Below are 17210 nucleotides of genomic sequence, written 5' to 3'. Positions count from 1 at the left end.
CGTCCGCATGGTGCGCCCCGGCCGGCGCACCGCGTCAGCGCCGTGCCCCACCGACCGGCCCCACGGAAGGCACCCGTGCCGCGCGGCCCGCACGCGGGCTCCGTCGGGCACCGTCCAGCACGAGGCGAGGTACCCCCCATGCCCTACCTGCACATACTGCGCAGCCCCTTCGTGACACGACTGCTGCTGGGAAGCTGGGTCGGCCGGTTACCCCCGGCGATGGCCGCGCTCGCGATCCCTCTGGCACTCAGGGACGCCGGCGCCTCGTACGACTTCGTCGGCGCGGCCGCGGGAGCCTTCGCCATCGCGTCGGCGGTCGGCTCACCGCTGCTCGGGCGGCTGGTGGACCGGATCGGGCAGACCTCTGTGCTGGCCGCGACGGCGGTCCTCTCGGGCGCCGGCTTCGCCGCCATCGCCCTCGCCCCCGGGCGGCATGCGATCGTGCTCGCCGGGGCCGTCCTCGCGGGCGCCGCGACACCCCCGATCGAGCCCTGTCTGCGCGCACTGTGGCCGGATCTGGTCCCCGCGCGGAATCTGGAGTCCGCGTACGCGCTCGACTCCAGTGCCCAGGAACTCATCTTCGTCACGGGCCCGTTGGTGGTGGCGGCCTGTATCGCCGTGGCCTCGCCCACCTCGGTGCTGTGGGCCGAGGCGCTGCTCGGTGTCGTCGGCGTCCTGGTCGTGGCCACCGCGGCGCCCTCCCGGCGCTGGAGGGCGGAGGCCAGGTCCACCCACTGGCTCGGCCCGCTGCGCAGCCCCGGGCTCGCGATCCTGCTGGCCGGCATGATCGGCATGGGCTTCGCGATCGGCACCCTCAACATCCTGGCGGTGCACTACGCCGAGAACCGGCACATCTGGGGCGGCTCGCCCACCCTGCTGGCCCTGAACTCCGCGGGGGCCCTCATCGGTGCCCTGGTGTACGGCGCCATGAAGTGGACGCTCCCTGCGCCGCGCAGGGCCCTGGCGTTCGCCGCGGGCCTGGTCGTCGGGTACACGCTGCTGATCCTGCTGCCTGCGCCGCCGTACATGGTGCCGCTGATGCTGGCGACCGGCATGTTCCTCGCGCCCCTGCTCACCGTCGCCTTCACCCTGGTGGGCGAACTCGCGCCGCCCGGTACCACCACCGAGGCGTTCGCCTGGCTGGTCACCCTCTTCGCCACCGGCACCTCCCTGGGCTCCGCCGCCACGGGAGCGGTGCTCCAGGGGGCCGACGAGCACTGGGCGGCCTCCTGCGGTGCCCTGGGCGTGGCGACCACCCTGCTCATCGTGCTCGCGGGCCAGCGGAAACTGGCCGCAGCACCCGTGGCCCAGCCGCACCGACCGCCGGTCGCCGACGCCGCCTGAGGGCTGTCCCGTAATCGCCCGTGGATCGGCGAGCGGCGTCAGTTGCGGTCAATCGCAAGGCGGAGGGTCGTCCTCGTACCGGGTCGTACGCGGGCGATCCCGACAACGCGGCGAGTGGCCGTAGCCGGCGTCGGGAGCCCGCCGGGGACTACGGGACAGCCCTCGCCACCGGCGGCTCGTTCATTCGACCGGTGGCACGAGTTCAACCGGCGACCCCGTTCAACTGCTTCTCACCGGCAGGCAATCACCTCGGCGTGCCGACGATCCCTGGTCCGTACAGGAGAAAGACCGAAAAGCGGCCGAGGTGTAGCCATTTTCAGCCACCACCACAGCGTTTCCGGCCAGAGTCACGATGGTTGACGATCAGTGGTCGCATCACTACCGTCGTCGTCGAGTGATTGACGCCATTATCGGTACAGCAGCAGGGGGGACGTATCCGTGGTGACAAGCTCCCCTGCCGAAGTGCCGGCCGATTACGAACCGAAAAACGGCGAAGAGGCCACGGGCCGCCGGCATGCCGAGGAATTTCCGTCGGTACGGAACGCATGGCTCCGGTCGGGCTTTCCACATTTCATGGCGTCCCCTTCGACCGCGTCTCCCGGAAAACGGCGTCCGGCGCCGCGCAGGCATCGGTGCCGGGGCGCCCGGTGGCAGGCCGGCGGGACGTGCACCCGGGCGAGCCCCGGCCCCTCGCACCCGCCCCGCGCACAGGGGGCCGGGAGACGGGACCCGCGGGAGGGGCCCCCTGGCCCCCGACCCCGGTGAGGCACCGTTTCCCCTTCCCCGCGCCCGTGCCCGTACCCGTATCCACGTCATGGAACGGAGCGGCGCACGAGCCCGTCGCCCGCGCCCGCCGTGCGGCACCGGGGCTCCCCCGTGCCGTCGGGCCTTCGCAGGCCCGCCGCCCGGTGCGGAAGCCCACCGGCCTCCCGCACCGGCTCCCGCTGCCGCAAGCACGGGAGCCGGACCCGCACATGTTGCGGTGTCCGCCACCCGGCAGGACCCGCCGCCGCAACCGTCCACCACCATGCCGGCTCCGACCCGGAACCGGCCCCGTCTCCGCGCCCGCGGAGCCGGCCTGCTCCACCGCTTCACCTGTCTGTGGCCGCCGCATCCGCGCCTGACAGCGGCCACGCGCACACGTAAGGAGTGAACGCGAGTGACGTACACGGATGTATCCGCTCGGGAGCCCGACATCCAGGGCCGCAGCAAGAAGGTCTGGTTCGCGGGGCCGGGCGCCTGCGTGGTCGAGATGATCCCCTCGCTGCGCAGCTTCACCTATGACCGCGACGAGCTCATGGACGGCACCGCGGAACTCCGCCTCGACTTCTTCGAGTACGTCTCTGGCCGACTGGCGCAGGACGGCGTCCACACCGTCTTCCGTGAGCGCCTCGGACCCATCAGCTATCTGGCCGACTACCGCCCGGCACCGCCCTTCGAGGTCATCGTCAAGAATCGCGCGACCGGTTCCACGATGCGCAAATACCCGGGGCTCTTCACGGAGGGGCAGGTATTCGAGCGGCCGGTGGTGAAATTCGACTACCGCACCGACCCCGAGGACCAGCCCATAGGCGAGGACTATCTCCGGCTGCTCGGCGTCGACGTCGAGCAATACCGGAACGCGGCACTGCGGTGCAATGCCCTGCTGCGGAATCTCCTGAGCCCACTGGATCTGTGGGATTTCTGTCTGGTCATCGCCGACGACGAGGAACACGGCGTCGTGATCAACTCGGAGATCTCCCCCGACTGCATGCGGCTGCGCTCGGCCGACGGCACCAGTTACGACAAGGACATGTTCCGCCAGGGCGCCGAACGCGAGGACATCCTCGGCCGGTGGACCGAGCTGATGCGGATCATCACCCATGCCTGAGCCCGCACCACGGCCCGCACCGACTGCCACGCCGCGGCCCGCGCCCACAGGCGCACCCGGGGCCGCGTCGGGCGCGGGGCCGGGGGCCGCCCACGAGCCGCAGGGGCCACCGGACCCGGGGCCCGGGGCCGTGCCCGACCGCATCGCCCTGGTCACCGGCGCAAACCGGGGCACCGGCCGCGCCATTCGCGAGCGGCTCGGCAAGGACGGCTACACCGTACGCTGCCTCAACCGGCGCTCCTGTGACGACCACACCGACCCGGTGACGGCCGACCTCGGCGACGGCCAGGCCGCGTTCGACGGCGCGCGCGCCGTGCTGGACGGCGCGCCCGGGCTCGACCTGCTGGTGCTGAACGCGGTGACCCGCAGTCTCGGCACCGTCGGCGAACTCAGCCCGCGCGACTGGGACACGGCCGTGGCGGTCAACCTCACCGCCAACGTCCGCATCATCCAGGCCGCGCTGCCGCTGCTGCGCGCCGCGGGCGGCCATATCGTCCTGATGGGCTCGCACGCAGGTGAGCGCGCCTTCGAGGGCGGCCTTGCCTACTGCGCGACCAAGGCCGCACTGCGCTCCGTCGCCGAGGTGCTGCTCATGGAGGAGCGGCCGCACGGCGTACGGACGACCCTGCTCAATCCGGGCGCCATCAGCAATCTCGACGACGACTTCTCCGATCAGAAGATGAGCGTCGAGTCGGTGGCCGCCGTGGTGTCCTGGGTCGCTTCGGCCCCCGCGGACACCGTACTCGGGGAGGTCGAGCTGCGACCCGCACGGCTCGGCACCCCGCCGGCGATCGGAATCGATCGTCTGCAGCACGTGTGAAACGGAGCAAGACCTGCTACCGACAGGAGTGTTGTCATGGCGTCGCACACCCCCGTGTCCGAGTGGAACGAGAGCACCGGCTCGCTGCGGGCCGCGCTGCTGCCGACCGGGGACGGGTCCGCGGTCACCCGCCTCGGATTCCGCACCGTGGCCTGGGTGAGCTTCGCTCCCGACGGCCGCACCTGCGCCGTCGACGTACCGGACCTGCCGCAGCAGGTCGTGCCCGCCATCCCGGCCGCCCAGGACGGCCAGATCGTCGGGCACGCATGGCTGGACAGCGGCTGGCTGTGGATACCGCTCACCGACGAACGCCCGGTACGCGAACGAAGAGGCACCGCGGACGTCGACCTCTGCATGACCGCGGAGGGCGTCGCCAGCCTCTCGCTGCGCTTCGTGGCGGAGGCGGAGGCGTCGTGACGGCCGTGACCGGCAGGTGCGCCGCCGAATCGGCCGGGCCCGGATGAGCGGCTACCGGCGACTGCTCGCCTGTGATCTCGACGGCACCCTGCTGACCTCGGCGGGAGAGCTGACCGGCACCGTCTCCGCGGCCCTGCACCGGGCCGCGGCGGCGGGCATCGCGGTCGCCGTCATCACCGCGCGGCCGCGGCGTGACGTACCGCCGGACGTGCTGGCCCGGGTACCGGCCTCGGCCCACTGGGCGCACAGCAACGGCGCCCTGCTGTTCCGCCCCGCCTCCCCCGTGCCCGTGCGGCTGGGCGGCTTCGCGCCGCGGCAGGCGGCACGGCTCATGGCCGCGGTGCGGGAGGCCGGCCCCGCGTGGTCGTTCGCGCTGGACCTCACCGGGCGCACGGTGCTCGTCGACCCGTTCCCGGTGGCGGAGGCCCGGTACTGGAACGACGTGGCGGTGTGCGACTGGCCCGCCGTGGCGGCGCTGGGCGAGCCCGTCTCGAAGATCCTCGTCCGCACCGGCACGGCCTGCGACGCCGCGCTCGTGAGCGGGTTGCAGCGCGCGGTCGGCGACCGTGCGGTGGCCACCGCCTCGGGTGGGCGGTTCGCCGAACTCGGCCCGCGCGGCGCCACCAAGCAGGACGCGCTCGCCCGGATCTGCGCCGGCCTCGGGCTGAAGCCCCGCGACGCGGTGGCGGTCGGCGACGGGCTGAACGACCTCGCCATGCTCAGCGCCGCCGGTACCGCCGCCGCTCCCGCCAACGCGCCCGAGGAGGTGCGCCGCGCCGCCGACCTGGTGCTGCCCTCCAACGACGACGACGCGGTGGCCGCGCTCGTGGACCTGCTGCTCACGGGGCCGGATCCCGACGGGCACGCCCCCGGCACGGAGCATCCCGTGACACGCGGCTAGGGCCAGGCGCGCCTGGACCGGGGCTCGGGGCCGCGGCTCGGGGCGGGACCCGCAAGCGCGGCCCGGAAACGGGCCGGGAGGCGGGTGCGACGACCGGCTGTCGGCCTCGCGGCCGTCTCAGACGGGTTCGAGGACCTGACACCGGCTCGGGGGTTCGCGGTCGAGAACGCCCGACTTGGCGATCAGGTAGCCGAGTTGGGCCCGGCTCCTGCTGCCGAGCCGGCGCGACATGCGGGCGATGTAGTCCTGGCAGCGCCGGACGCTGATGCCAAGGTGCTGAGCGGTCACCGAATCCTTCTCGCCGGCGACCACATAGCGCATGATCGCCAGTTCGAGTTCGTCGGTGATCTGGAGCGTTCCGCTGTCGCGACCGGGCGGTGTGAAGGGGCGGGCCCGGCGCCAGTGCCGCTCGAAGAGGCCGGTCAGGAAGGACACGACGGGTGGGAGCCGGAGCTCGACGACGGTGCCGCGGTCCCCGGCACTGGGCACGAACGCCACCTGCCGGTCGAAGACGAGGGCGCTCTCGAAGCTCTCGTCGAGGCTGCGCACCTGAGCTCCGTGCTCCTGGGCCGTGCGCACGTACCGGCGCACGGCGGCGTTGGAGCGGGCGCTGTGCTGGTAGATCACCTTCATCTCGACGCCGCGGTCCAGCAACTCCACGGTGTCCGGCTGGGCGTCGGCCAGGTCGTCGGCGCGGCGGGCGCCGCCGGCCTGGAAGGCCACGATCTCCCTCTGGCATTCCCGTACCGACAACCTGATGGCGGCCCTGATGTCGGCAATGCCCTTGTGCACGGTATAGCCGTCACCGGTTCGCGGGTTGCGGTCCTGGTGTGCGGCAATGGCCGGTGCGAGTTCTTCACGCATCTTGAGCAGGCATACCGCGGTCCGATAGGCCTGGCCCAGGAACTCGGTTGCCAGCAGGCTTTCCGCCGCCTCCGGATTCACGGGCACGTATTCGCGCCCTTCGGGTCCGGAGGCGCTGAGTAATCCCCGGTCGACGAGCCGCCTCAGCGCTGCCTGTAACGCCTGCGGGCCACCCGTGACGGCCGTCGAATCCTCCAGCACCTCATCGTAACGGGTCGAACCCCTAAGCAGCAGTGCTGTGTAGAGATCGATATCCACTGACTGCGGCGGCTCACCGGATCTTTCGGGTACAGGTCTCACCCGTCACCCCTTCGTATTGTCGCCGTGCGTCTTCACGAACCCCTCGGGCGGTTGATCGTAGCCGGGTGGAACACGCAGGATCCAGAGCGTGCGGGAGGGTTGCGCCTGTGGGACGCGGACGACCGGGTGTGGGTTGGGTCACCCGGCCGGTCGGCCGGAGTGCCCGGCTCGGGGGGCCGCAATCCGCTTCTGCCGCGCACCGGCCCGCCGGCCCGGTCACCGGGCCGTGCGATGTACGGAGTACAGGTCCAAGCGCACGACTCAAGCGATCTCCATATCTTTCAGTTGACCCGGAATTTCTGTCCGGCGCCTCGTTCTACCGGTCACTCTTGTGCTCACATGAACACTGCCGACTGCGTCCTTCGAGACGGCAGTCATCAAACGCCTGCCGCCGGCGGCTCTTTACCGCACCGTCGGTGATATCGGCTGGGCGACCGTGCTGAGCCGACCGTCCGGGGGGATATCGGTGGCGTATGCAGGTTGACCAATAGAAGGACTGAGCATGCCTGTTACCTCCGCTCCGGCCACACTCGTCGAATTACTGCGCCATCGTGCGGCGAGTACGCCGGAGTCAACGGCGTACGTGTTTCTGGAGGACGGTGAACGCCACGAGAGCCGCATCGGCTACGCCGAACTCGACCGCCGGGCGCGGCGGACAGCCGGCCGGCTGCTGGCGTCCGGCGCGGCCGGCCGGCCCGCGCTGCTGCTCTTCCCGCCCGGCCTGGACTACATCAGTGCGTTCTTCGGCTGCCTGTACGCAGGGGTGGCTGCCGTGCCCGCGTATCCGCCGCAGGGCGAGCGGGGGCTGCGCCGGCTGTCGGCCGTCGTGGCCGATGCCGGGGCGGCTGTCGCGCTCACCACGCAGGGGCTGCTCTCCCTGGCCGGGCCCCTGCTGGACCCGGGGCTGCGCTGGCTCGCCGTCGACACGCCGGGTACCGGGGCCGACGCCGAGTCCCCCGGGCCCGGTCAGGACGCGACGGGGGCCCTGCCCGCCGTGCAGCCGGGCGACCTGGCGTTCCTCCAGTACACCTCGGGTTCCACGCGTGACCCGCGCGGCGTGATGCTGACGCACGTCCAACTGATGCACAACCTCGGCCTGATGCACCGGTGGTTCGAGGGCACCACCGGCAACGTGGCGGTGAGCTGGCTGCCGCCGTACCACGACATGGGGCTGATCGGTTCGATCCTCGAACCGCTCCACGGCGGCTTCCCGGCCGTCCTGATGTCGCCGCTGCACTTCCTGGAGAAGCCCCACCGCTGGCTGAGCGCCCTCTCGCGCCACCGGGGCACGGTCAGCGCGGCACCGAACTTCGCCTACGAACTCTGCCTGCGCAAGACCACGCCGGAGCAGCGTGCCGCACTCGACCTGTCGTCCTGGCGGGTGGCGGTCAACGGCGCGGAGCCGGTGCGCGCCGAGACCCTGGAGCGGTTCACCAGGGCTTTCGCGGTGGCCGGATTCCGCCGTGAAACGTTCCGCCCCAGCTACGGCCTGGCCGAGGCCACCCTGCTGGTGACCGCGGATGCCGCGGGCCTGCCCCCGGCGCTGGTGGAACTCGACGGCACGACCCGGGTCGCCTGCGGCCCGGTCATCGGCGATCAGCACCTCGTCGTCGTCGACACCGCCTCGCTGGAGCCGGCGGAGCGCGGCAGGACCGGGGAGGTGTGGCTGTCGGGACCGAGCGTCGCCGAAGGGTACTGGGGGCGGCCCACCGAGACCGAGGCCCTGTTCGGCGCCCGGCTGCCCGGCGACGAGCGGCGCTATCTGCGCACCGGTGACCTGGGCTGCCTGGACGAGGCGGGCCGCCTGGTGGTGACGGGACGGATCAAGGACCTGATCGTGCTGCGCGGGCGGAACGTGCACCCGCAGGACGTCGAACTGGCCGCCGAGCAGAGCCACCCCGCGGCCCGCCCCGGCTGCGGTGCCGCCTTCTCCGTACCGGTCGGCGACGAGGAGGGGCTGGTCCTCGTGCAGGAGGTCACCGCCGGAGCCGACGCCGACGAGGTGGCGGTGGCCGTGCGGCGCGCGCTGCGCGAGGAGTGCGAGGTGGACGTGCACGAACTCGTGCTCATCGAGGCGCGCGGCATCCCGAAGACGTCCAGCGGCAAGATCCAGCGTCGGGCGACCCGCGCGGCCTATCTCGAAGGGACGCTGAAGAAGGTGGCCGCCTGGCGGGCCGGGGACGGCACACCGGGCGGCTACGCGCCGCCGCGCACACCCGTGGAGGAGCTGATCGCGGGCATCTGGGCGGAGCTGCTCGGGGTCGAGCGGGTCGGCGTCCACGACGAGTTCTTCGCGTCCGGCGGGCAGTCCCTCCTCCTCACCCGGCTCGTTGCGCGCATCCGGGCCGAGCTTCCCGTCCGGATCGAGCTCGGCGACGTCTTCGAAGCACCCACGGTCGCCGCGCTGGCGGCCCTGATCGGCGAGCGCCCGCTGGCGGCCGACCCGGACCGGGTCCGTGAGCTGTTCGCCGACCTCGAAACCAACTGAAAGGGGGCCGTGCATGACCGCCACCGACTCCATAGCGGAGACCCTCGACCACCTGGTCGCCGACGCCACCGACCACCACTACAGCCCGTACACGCGCTTCGACTGGGTCGACGAGCTGGCCGACGAGCAGTGGTGGATGTCGCCCGACCTGCTGTCGGTCGCCGGAACGGCGCTCGGGGAGCGGCTCGGGACCGAGCGGTTGATGGCGCTCAGCAAATGGGAGTGCGTCAACTTCTTCAGCCTCAACATCCACGGCATCCGCGAGCTGCTGATGGAGGTCACCCGCCGGATCCACACGCCCGGCTTCGAGGTCCCCTCCGAGTTCTTCCACCGCTTCCTCGGCGAGGAGAACGGCCACATGTGGTTCTTCGCGCAGTTCTGCCTGCGCTACGCGGGGAAGATCTACCCGGACAGGACGCTGCGCATCGGGGACGACAGCCAGGACCCGCAGGTCGCGAGCTTCCTGGTGTTCGCCCGGATCCTGATCTTCGAGGAGATCGTCGACCACTTCAACATCCGCATGGGCCGCGACGAGACGCTGCATCCGCTCATGGTCGACATCAACCGGGCACACCACGACGACGAGTGGCGCCACATCGTCATGGGCCGCAAGCTCGTGGAGCACCTGTACCGGCCGCTGGTCGAGCGCGGCGACGCCGAGCTGCTCGACCGTCTGGACACCTATCTGCGCCGCTACATGACCGGCAGCATCCAGTCGCTGTACAACCCGGCCGCCTACCGGGACGCGGGCCTCGCCGACCCCTACGGGCTGCGCAACGAGGTGCTCGCCGACCCGGCGCGGGTGGCCCGCCACGAGGCGTTCCTCAAGCGGATCACCCGCTTCCTGCTCAGCAGCAAGATCATCACCAGGCCTCCGTTCGCGACGGAACAACCAAGGGAGTCAACGTGATCGACGAGGTACGGTCCTGGCTGCTCGCGCGCAATGACGGTGTCACCGACATCGGTCTCGACGAGGACCTCATCGACAGCCGGCTCATCGACTCGCTCGGGTTCCCGGAGTTCCTGCTCTTCCTGGAGGAGCTGGCCGGTCGTGAACTCGACCTCGGCCAGGAGAGCGTGGTGGCGTTCCGCACCCTGCGCGGCATACGCGACCGGGTCCTTGCGGGGGCGGGGCGGTGAGCGGGGCGTTCAGCGCCCGGCACGGCCTCGCCACCCTCGGCCCCGAGTTGGTGGAGGTGCGGGCGCTGCTGGACGGGCACGTCCTGGGCTGGGCCGCGGAGTGCGGGGCGGCGTCCATGCTGTTCCCGCCGCTGATCAGCACCGCCGACCTGGCGGAGTTCGACTACTTCGAGAACTTCCCGCACCTGGTGCTGATGACCTCGGCGCTGCGTGCCCACACCGCGGGCGACCCGGTCAAGCAGGGTGCGACGGTGCCGGCGGAGCGGCTCGCGGACAGCGGGTGGGGGCTGGCCTCCGCCGCCTGCTACAACGTCTACCTGCACCACCGCGGCACCCGGCTCGACGGGCCCCGCTACGTCACCACGGTCGCGCAGTGCTTCCGCAACGAGACCGAGTACGACGGACTGCGCAGGCTGCGGGGCTTCACCATGCGGGAGATCGTGTGCGTGGGCCCGCGCGAGGCGGTGCAGGAGCACGTGGCCGCGTTCAAGCCGAAGGTGCTCGGCTTCGCCCGCTCCCTGGGCCTCGGCCCGGACATCCAGCCGGCCGGCGACCCGTTCTTCGCACCGGACGGCGGGCGGGCCCTGCTCCAGCGGCTCTTCCCCGTGAAGGAGGAGTTCGTCCACGACGGCTCGCTCGCCATCGCCTCGGTCAACTTCCACCGCAACTTCTTCGGCGAGCGGTGCGGCATCACGCTGCCCGACGGCGGCAGCGCCTACTCCGGCTGCGTCGCCTTCGGCCTGGAGCGCTGGATCGCGGCACTGCTGGAGACCCACGGCAGCGCCGGGGCGGCACTCGCGGTGGTGCGGGAGCAGACCGCATGAGCGACATACTCGCGCGTCTCGCCTCGCTGAGCCCCCAGCAGCGGGCACGGCTGATGAGCAGGCTGGCGGCCGGCCCCGAGCCCGGCTCCGGGTCCGTCCCCCAGCCCGGTCCCGAGTCCCCCGCGCCGACGGGCCCGGTGCCCGTCGCACCCGCCCAGGCCCGCCTGTGGCTGCTGCAGTCGCTCGATCCGGGCAGCCCCGCCCACCACCTCGTCGCCGGACTGGCCCTGGACGGCCCGCTGGACGCGGACGCGCTCGGCCGGGTCCTGACGGAGATCACCCGCAGACACGAGCCGCTGCGCACCGCGTTCCCCGCGGTCGACGGCACCCCCGTCCAGCACATCGCCCCGCCGAGGACCGTCGACGTGCCGCTGGCCGACCTGCGGGCGCTGCCCGACGGCGAACGGGACCCGCGCGCCGTGGAGCTTGCCGTACGGGCGGGGCGGCGGCCTTTCGACCTGGAGCGGGGGCCTCTCGCGCGGTTCCTGCTGGTACGGCTCGCCGACGAGCGGCACCTGCTGGTGCTCGCTGCCCACCACCTGGTCGCCGACGGCTGGTCCTTCGGGGTGTTCACCGAGGAGTTCACAGCGCTGTACGAGGCGTTCTCGGCGGGCCGCCCCTCGCCGCTGCCGCCCCTGCACCGGCCCTACCGTGCGGTGGTGGGCCAGGACGAGGCACCGGCGGAGCGGCTGGCCCACTGGACGAAGCTGCTCGGCACAGAGCTGCCGGTGCTGGCACTGCCCACCGACCGACCGCGTCCTGCCACCCACACCACAAACGGCCGCCGGCACGGCTTCGCCCTGTCCGGCGACCTGTCAGCGGCCGTGCGGAAGGCGGCGCAGGACACCGGCACCACCGTCTACAGCCGGCTGCTCACCGCACTCGCGGTCGCGCTCGGCAGGCTGACCGGGCAGGACGACCTGGTCATCGGGGCGCCGGTGTCCGGACGGACCACGCCCGCGGCGGAAGGGCTGATCGGCTTCTTCGTCAACACGCTCGCCCTGCGGATCGACCTGTCGGCGGCGGACACCCTCGCCGACGCGGCCCGGCTGACGGACGCGGTGGTGCGCGGCGGCCTGGCCCACCAGGACACACCGTTCGATCGGCTGGTCCACGCCCTGAACCCGCCGCGCCACCCGGACAGGCCCCTGCTGCGCCAGGTCGCTTTCGCGTTCCAGCCGGTGCCCGTCCGCACGCGGCGCGCCGGCGCGCTCGCGGTGCGTCCGCTCGCCCCGGACGAGATCGACCTCGGGGTCTCACCCCTCGACCTGAGCCTGCACATGTGGGAGGACGGCGAGGGACTGCGCGGCTGCTTCGAGTACAACACCGACCTGTTCGAGCCGGCGAGCGCCGCGCGGTGGACGGAGACGTTCCGTGCGGTGCTGGACCAGACGGTGGCCGCCCCCGCGACCCCCCTGCGCTCGGCCGGTGCTCTCGCCGCCGAGGGACGCACGGTGGAGTCCAACCTCACGGAGAGCCAGCTACTGCTGTACTTCGGCAGGGAGCTGACCCCCGGCGTGCGGCTGTACTACGAGTACGTCACCGCGCTGTTCACCATCCGGGCGGACGTCGACGCCGACCGGTTCCACCGGGCCTGGCAGCGGCTGGTCGACCACACCGACGCCCTGCGGAGCACCCTGCACGAGACCGACGGCGTGCCGTACCTGCGGGTCCGCGCCCACATGCCGGCGCCCCTCGACCGGGTCGACCTCTCCGGCGCGCCGCAGCCGCGGGCCGCGGCGCGCGACTGGGCGGTGCGGCGCAGCACCCCGGACCTCGACCTCGGCGAACGGGTCTTCGACTCCGCGCTCCTCACCCTGGGCCGTGGACGGGTCGCCTGGTACGTGCACGTGCACCACTCGATGAGCGACGCCTGGTCGATGTCGCTGCTGCTGCGCCGGCTTAGCGAGTACTACGAGCAGGACGGCACCGGACGGCCCGACGCGCCGCGCCCGCCGTCGTTCGAGGAGTACGCCCGCCACGAGCGGGAGCGGCGCGCCACACCCGCGTACCGGCGGGCGAAACGCCACTGGGAGGAGCGCCTTGCCCGGCCGGCCGGCCGGCTTGGCTTCTACGGCCGCGAGAGCGCCGCCGGCACCACCAGGACCGTCCGGATCAGCCGGGACCTCGGCGCAGGACGCAGCGCGAGGATCGCCGCCTTCGCACGCGCGGAGGGGTTCACCACCGAGGCCACCGTCTTCGGCGCCGCGCTCTTCGCGCTTCTGCGGCGGCTGGGCGCACCGCGCCTCGTCCGGGTCGGCACCCCCTTCGCGGGCCGTCCCGCAGCCTTCCGGGACACCTTCGGGCTGTTCATGAACGTACTGCCGCTGGAGGTGGAGTTCGACGGCGACGAGGACTTCCGAACTCTGGCCCGCAAGGTGCAGCGCGGCTTCCTCCAGGCGGCGCGGTACCAGGACCACCCGGTGCGCAATCCGGCGCACGCTCCCGTGTACGACGTCTACCTCAACTACCAGAACGCCGCGTTCAGCGGTTTCGGCGGCCCGGTGGAAGCGGAGATCATCGGCACGGGGCACTCCCGTGACCGGCTCGCCCTCCAGGTGCGGGACTTCGCCGGCGAGGGCCGCTACGTCCTGGACTTCGACTTCAACGAGGGCCACTTCGACGAGGACCAGCGCCGCCGCACCGTCGGGCACTACCTCAACCTGCTCGACGGCCTGCTCGACGACCCCGGGCGACCGGTGGACCGCGCTCCGCTGCTCTCGGCCGACGAGCTGCGGTACCTGGCCGGTCTCAACGACACCGCGCGCGCCTACGACCTGACCGCCCCGCTGCACGTCCTGGTGGCGCGGCAGGCCCGCCGCACCCCGGACGCCGTGGCCGTCGTCTTCGAGGACCGCCGGCTGAGCTACGCCGAGCTGGACGCGGCGGCCGGCCGGCTGGCCCGGCGGCTCCTGCGCGAGGGGGCCGGGGCGGCCGGGACGGTGGTCGGGGTGTTCATGGAGCGTTCCCTGGAGCTGGTCGTCGCGCTGCTCGCGGTGCTCAAAGCGGGCGGTGCCTACCTCCCGCTGGACCCGGCCCATCCGCCGGACCGGCTGCGGTTCATGCTCGGGGACGCCGGCGTGGGCCTGGTCCTCAGCCGGCCCGCGCTCGTGGAGCGGCTGCCCGGAACACCGGCACGGGTCCTGCCGGTGCCCGCCGCCGACCTGCTCACCAGGGACACGGCGGACGAGCCGCCCGAGCACGGCGAGTACCGCGGCGCGGGCCCCGGGGATCCCGCCTACGCCATCTACACGTCCGGCTCCACGGGCACGCCCAAGTGCGCGGTGCTCACCCACCGCGCCATCGTCAACCGCCTGCTGTGGATGCAGGAGGAGTACGGCCTCACCGCCGCCGACCGGGTGCTGCAGAAGACTCCGTACACGTTCGACGTCTCGGTCTGGGAGTTCTTCTGGCCGCTGATGACCGGGGCCCGCCTGGTCGTGGCCCGCCCGGACGGGCACAAGGACCCGGCGTACCTGGTGGACGTGGTCAACCGCGAGGGCATCACCACGCTGCACTTCGTACCGTCCATGCTCCGGGTCTTCCTGGAGGCGCCGGACGTCCGCACGTGCACGGGGATCACCCGAGTGGTGTGCAGCGGTGAGGCCCTGCCGCCGGACGTGGTGCGGCGGTTCAACGACACCCTCCCCGCGGAGCTGCACAATCTGTACGGGCCGACCGAGGCCGGCGTGGACGTGTCGTACTGGGCGGTGGAGCGCACCGCGGCGGACACCGCGGTGGTGCCGATCGGGCGGCCGGTCGCCAACACCGCGCTGCACGTGCTCGACGAGCGCCTCCAGCTCCTGCCGCCCGGCATCCCGGGGGAGCTGCACATCGGCGGCGTCCAGCTCGCCACCGGCTACCTGGGACGGCCCGGGCTGACCGCGGAGCGCTTCGTGCCGAGTCCGCTGCCGGGCGCCGGGCCGGGCGAGCGGCTGTACCGCACGGGCGACCTGGTGCGCCACCTGCCGAACGGTGCGCTGGAGTACCTGGGCCGCATCGACGGGCAGGTCAAGCTGCGCGGGTTCCGGGTCGAGCTGGGAGAGGTCGAGGCCGCGCTCACCTCGCATCCGGCGGTCTCGGCCGCCGCTGCCGGGGTGTGGGACGGGCGGCTCGCGGCCTACGTGGTGCCCACCGGCGACCCGCCCGACGCAGCGGAGCTCAAGGCGCACGCCGGGCGGTGGCTGCCCGAGCACATGGTGCCTTCTGCGGTGCTGGTGCTGCCGCGGCTGCCGACCACCGCCAACGGCAAGTTGGACCGCCGTGCACTGCCGGAGCCCCGGCAGGCAGCGGCCGCCACCCGCTTCACCGCGCCCCGCACCCCGTTGGAGGCGGCCGTCGCCGCAGTGTGGGCCGAGGTGCTGGGCCGTGACGGCATCGGTGTGCACGACGACTTCTTCGCACTGGGCGGCCACTCGCTGCTCGCCGCCCGGCTGGTGACGGCGGCGGAGCGCCGCTTCGGGGTGCGGCTGCCCCTGGCGGCGCTGTTCCGGGCGCCGACCGTGGCACGGTTCGCGGCGCTGGTCGGGGGCGGTGTGAGCACATCGGCGCCGGGGTCGCCGCTGCTGGTGCCCGTGCACGGCGGCGGTGCGCCGGGCGTCCACGCACCGCTGTTCGCGTTCCATCCGGCGGGCGGCGACGTCATGGTGTACCGGCAGCTCGGCGCCCTGCTCGGGACCCGGGGGCTGGTCGGGGTGCAGTCCCGTGCGCAGACGGGGGCGGACGAGCACACCTCGCTGGCGGAGATGGCCGCCGAGTACGCGGCTGCGGTCCGCGGCCACCAGCCCGCCGGGCCCTACCACCTGATGGGCTGGTCCATGGGCGGCACCACCGCCGTCAACGTGGCCGCGCTGCTGGAGGCCGCGGGCGAGGAGGTCGCCTTCGTGGGGCTGCTGGACTCCTCGGTGCCCACCGACGACGAGCACGACCCGCTGCTCGTGCCGGCGGTGGCGCTCGCGGGCGCCGTGCCGGACCTGCGGGTGGACGGTGCGGCCCTCGACACGCTGCGGGAGAAGCTGCGGGGCCTGCCGCTTGCTGCGCGGCTGGCGGGGCTGCGGTCCTGGGCCAGGTCTCAGGGGCTGCTTTCGGACGATGTGCCGCTCGACGTCTTCCGCCGTCAGGCCGACCTCGCCCAGCAGCACGAGCAGCTCGTCCTCGGGCACCGGCCGCCGGTCGTCGAGGCCCCGCTCAGCGTCTGGTGGGCCGAGACCCGGCTGCACCGCCGGCGGACCGACTGGCGGGCCCACACCCGTGGCCCGGTCCACGAAGAAACGATCCCCGGCAACCACTTCACGATGCTGCGGCCGCCCCATGCGGCCGTGGCGGCGGCGCGCCTCCTGGCAGCGCTCGACCAGGTGACGCACCGGGCGCCGCGCGACCGTACTCCCAGGGAAGGAAGGACACCGGCATGACCACCCGACCGTACGAGGCCGGCCAGTACCACCGTGACCTGCCCAGCGAGCTGAAGCGCCTCTACCGCTTCGCCACGCTGGGCTTCGAGAAGGAGGCACGGGCGCTGGCGGCGCTGGGCCTCGCCGACGGGATGAAGGTCCTGGAGATCGGCAGCGGCCCCGGGTTCTTCACGGAGCGGCTGAGCACCCTGGTGCCGAACGGTTCCATCACCGGCCTGGAGATCGACCCCGAGCTGATCAAGCACGCCGAGGAGTACCTGCCGTCCCGGGCGAAGAGCCCGGTCTCCTTCGTGCAGGGGTCGGTGCTGGACACCGGCCTGCCCGACGCCTCCTTCGACTTCGCCGTCACCCGCCTGGTCCTCCAGCACATCCCCGACCAGGCCAAGGCGCTGGCGGAGATCCTGCGGGTGCTCAGGCCGGGCGGACGGCTGGTCGTCGTCGATGTGGACTACCGGGCGGCTAATCTCGTGTACCCCGTGAAACCCGCCGTCGAGGCCATCTTGGAGAAGACGGCCATGGCGCACGCCCTGCGGGGTGGTGACCCCTACGTGGGACGGCGGCTGTTCAAGCTGCTCGAGCACGCCGGGTTCGAGGACATCGACCTGGAGGCCGCGGTGCTGCACAGCGGTGTCAGGGGCATCGAGTGGTGCGCGACGCAGTTCGACCCGGACCGGCTGCAACCCTTCGTCGAGCAGGGCCTGCTGCCCGAGGAGGAGTGGCAGGCGGTGCGTGACGCGGTGGATGCCGTTCTCGCCGACCGGGAAGCGTTCTACCTGAATGTGATGTTGCTGGCGGGCGGCCGGAAGCCGAGCGGCGCCTGAGCCCGGGCGC

Annotated in this window: 12 protein-coding genes; 11 read left to right on the top strand and 1 reads right to left on the bottom strand. The window is 72.6% G+C overall.

The annotated features are described in order from the left end of the window. The first annotated feature begins 138 nt into the window (after positions 1–138). From IE313_RS32685 to IE313_RS32665, 5 genes are all read left to right on the top strand, one after another. The gene (locus IE313_RS32685; protein WP_189938677.1) at positions 139–1344 is read left to right on the top strand and encodes an MFS transporter; all 1206 of its coding nucleotides are present in this window, start codon (positions 139–141) and stop codon (positions 1342–1344) included. Between the two features lie 1159 nt (positions 1345–2503). Continuing rightward, positions 2504–3214, top strand: coding sequence for a phosphoribosylaminoimidazolesuccinocarboxamide synthase (locus IE313_RS32680; RefSeq protein WP_189938676.1), 711 nt, complete (start codon positions 2504–2506; stop codon positions 3212–3214). Between the two features lie 130 nt (positions 3215–3344). Beyond that, positions 3345–4034 (top strand): SDR family oxidoreductase, encoded by a 690-nt coding sequence (locus tag IE313_RS32675; protein ID WP_189938673.1) that lies wholly within the window; start codon positions 3345–3347, stop codon positions 4032–4034. A gap of 36 nt (positions 4035–4070) precedes the next feature. Further along, positions 4071–4451 carry a hypothetical protein gene (locus tag IE313_RS32670; RefSeq protein ID WP_189938671.1) on the top strand — a complete coding sequence of 127 codons (381 nt, stop codon included), beginning with the start codon at positions 4071–4073 and terminating at the stop codon, positions 4449–4451. A gap of 43 nt (positions 4452–4494) precedes the next feature. Further along, the gene (locus tag IE313_RS32665) at positions 4495–5352 is read left to right on the top strand and encodes an HAD family hydrolase (RefSeq protein WP_189938669.1); all 858 of its coding nucleotides are present in this window, start codon (positions 4495–4497) and stop codon (positions 5350–5352) included. A gap of 117 nt (positions 5353–5469) precedes the next feature. On the opposite strand, the gene IE313_RS32660 is transcribed toward IE313_RS32665, so the two are convergent. Beyond that, on the bottom strand, positions 5470–6303 hold the full coding sequence (locus tag IE313_RS32660) for a hypothetical protein (RefSeq protein WP_189938667.1): 834 nt from the start codon (positions 6301–6303) through the stop codon (positions 5470–5472). Between the two features lie 715 nt (positions 6304–7018). Between IE313_RS32660 and IE313_RS32655 the strand changes: the two genes are divergently transcribed. Genes IE313_RS32655 through IE313_RS32630 form a run of 6 tightly spaced genes read left to right on the top strand, consistent with a single transcriptional unit; the run spans position 7019 to position 17200 of the window. Further along, on the top strand, positions 7019–9004 hold the full coding sequence (locus tag IE313_RS32655; protein ID WP_189938665.1) for an AMP-binding protein: 1986 nt from the start codon (positions 7019–7021) through the stop codon (positions 9002–9004). A gap of 13 nt (positions 9005–9017) precedes the next feature. Next, positions 9018–9914: a diiron oxygenase gene (locus tag IE313_RS32650; protein WP_189938663.1), complete on the top strand. Its 897-nt coding sequence runs from the start codon at positions 9018–9020 to the stop codon at positions 9912–9914. Then, positions 9911–10144 carry an acyl carrier protein gene (locus IE313_RS32645; RefSeq protein WP_189938661.1) on the top strand — a complete coding sequence of 78 codons (234 nt, stop codon included), beginning with the start codon at positions 9911–9913 and terminating at the stop codon, positions 10142–10144. Before IE313_RS32650 ends, IE313_RS32645 begins: the two co-directional genes overlap by 4 nt. Beyond that, complete coding sequence (locus IE313_RS32640) at positions 10141–10968, top strand: class-II aminoacyl-tRNA synthetase family protein (RefSeq protein ID WP_189938659.1); 828 nt, start codon at positions 10141–10143, stop codon at positions 10966–10968. Before IE313_RS32645 ends, IE313_RS32640 begins: the two co-directional genes overlap by 4 nt. Further along, positions 10965–16379: a non-ribosomal peptide synthetase gene (locus IE313_RS32635; protein WP_189938658.1), complete on the top strand. Its 5415-nt coding sequence runs from the start codon at positions 10965–10967 to the stop codon at positions 16377–16379. The genes IE313_RS32640 and IE313_RS32635 overlap by 4 nt, the downstream gene beginning before the upstream one ends. After that, positions 16376–17200: a methyltransferase domain-containing protein gene (locus IE313_RS32630; RefSeq protein WP_189938657.1), complete on the top strand. Its 825-nt coding sequence runs from the start codon at positions 16376–16378 to the stop codon at positions 17198–17200. The genes IE313_RS32635 and IE313_RS32630 overlap by 4 nt, the downstream gene beginning before the upstream one ends. Positions 17201–17210: the final 10 nt, after the last annotated feature.

It is taken from the genome of Streptomyces sulfonofaciens (assembly GCF_014656295.1).
GTDB classification, from domain to species: Bacteria; Actinomycetota; Actinomycetes; order Streptomycetales; family Streptomycetaceae; genus Streptomyces; species Streptomyces sulfonofaciens.
This window is presented reverse-complemented; position numbering and strand designations above follow the sequence as displayed.

Bases quoted from the DNA above. Each gene is read 5' to 3' on its own strand.
- IE313_RS32685 (WP_189938677.1), top strand. From the start codon at position 139: ATGCCCTACCTGCACATACTGCGCAGCCCCTTCGTGACACGACTGCTG.
- IE313_RS32670 (WP_189938671.1), top strand. From the start codon at position 4,071: ATGGCGTCGCACACCCCCGTGTCCGAGTGGAACGAGAGCACCGGCTCG.
- IE313_RS32665 (WP_189938669.1), top strand. From the start codon at position 4,495: ATGAGCGGCTACCGGCGACTGCTCGCCTGTGATCTCGACGGCACCCTG.
- IE313_RS32655 (WP_189938665.1), top strand. From the start codon at position 7,019: ATGCCTGTTACCTCCGCTCCGGCCACACTCGTCGAATTACTGCGCCAT.
- IE313_RS32650 (WP_189938663.1), top strand. From the start codon at position 9,018: ATGACCGCCACCGACTCCATAGCGGAGACCCTCGACCACCTGGTCGCC.
- IE313_RS32635 (WP_189938658.1), top strand. From the start codon at position 10,965: ATGAGCGACATACTCGCGCGTCTCGCCTCGCTGAGCCCCCAGCAGCGG.
- IE313_RS32630 (WP_189938657.1), top strand. From the start codon at position 16,376: ATGACCACCCGACCGTACGAGGCCGGCCAGTACCACCGTGACCTGCCC.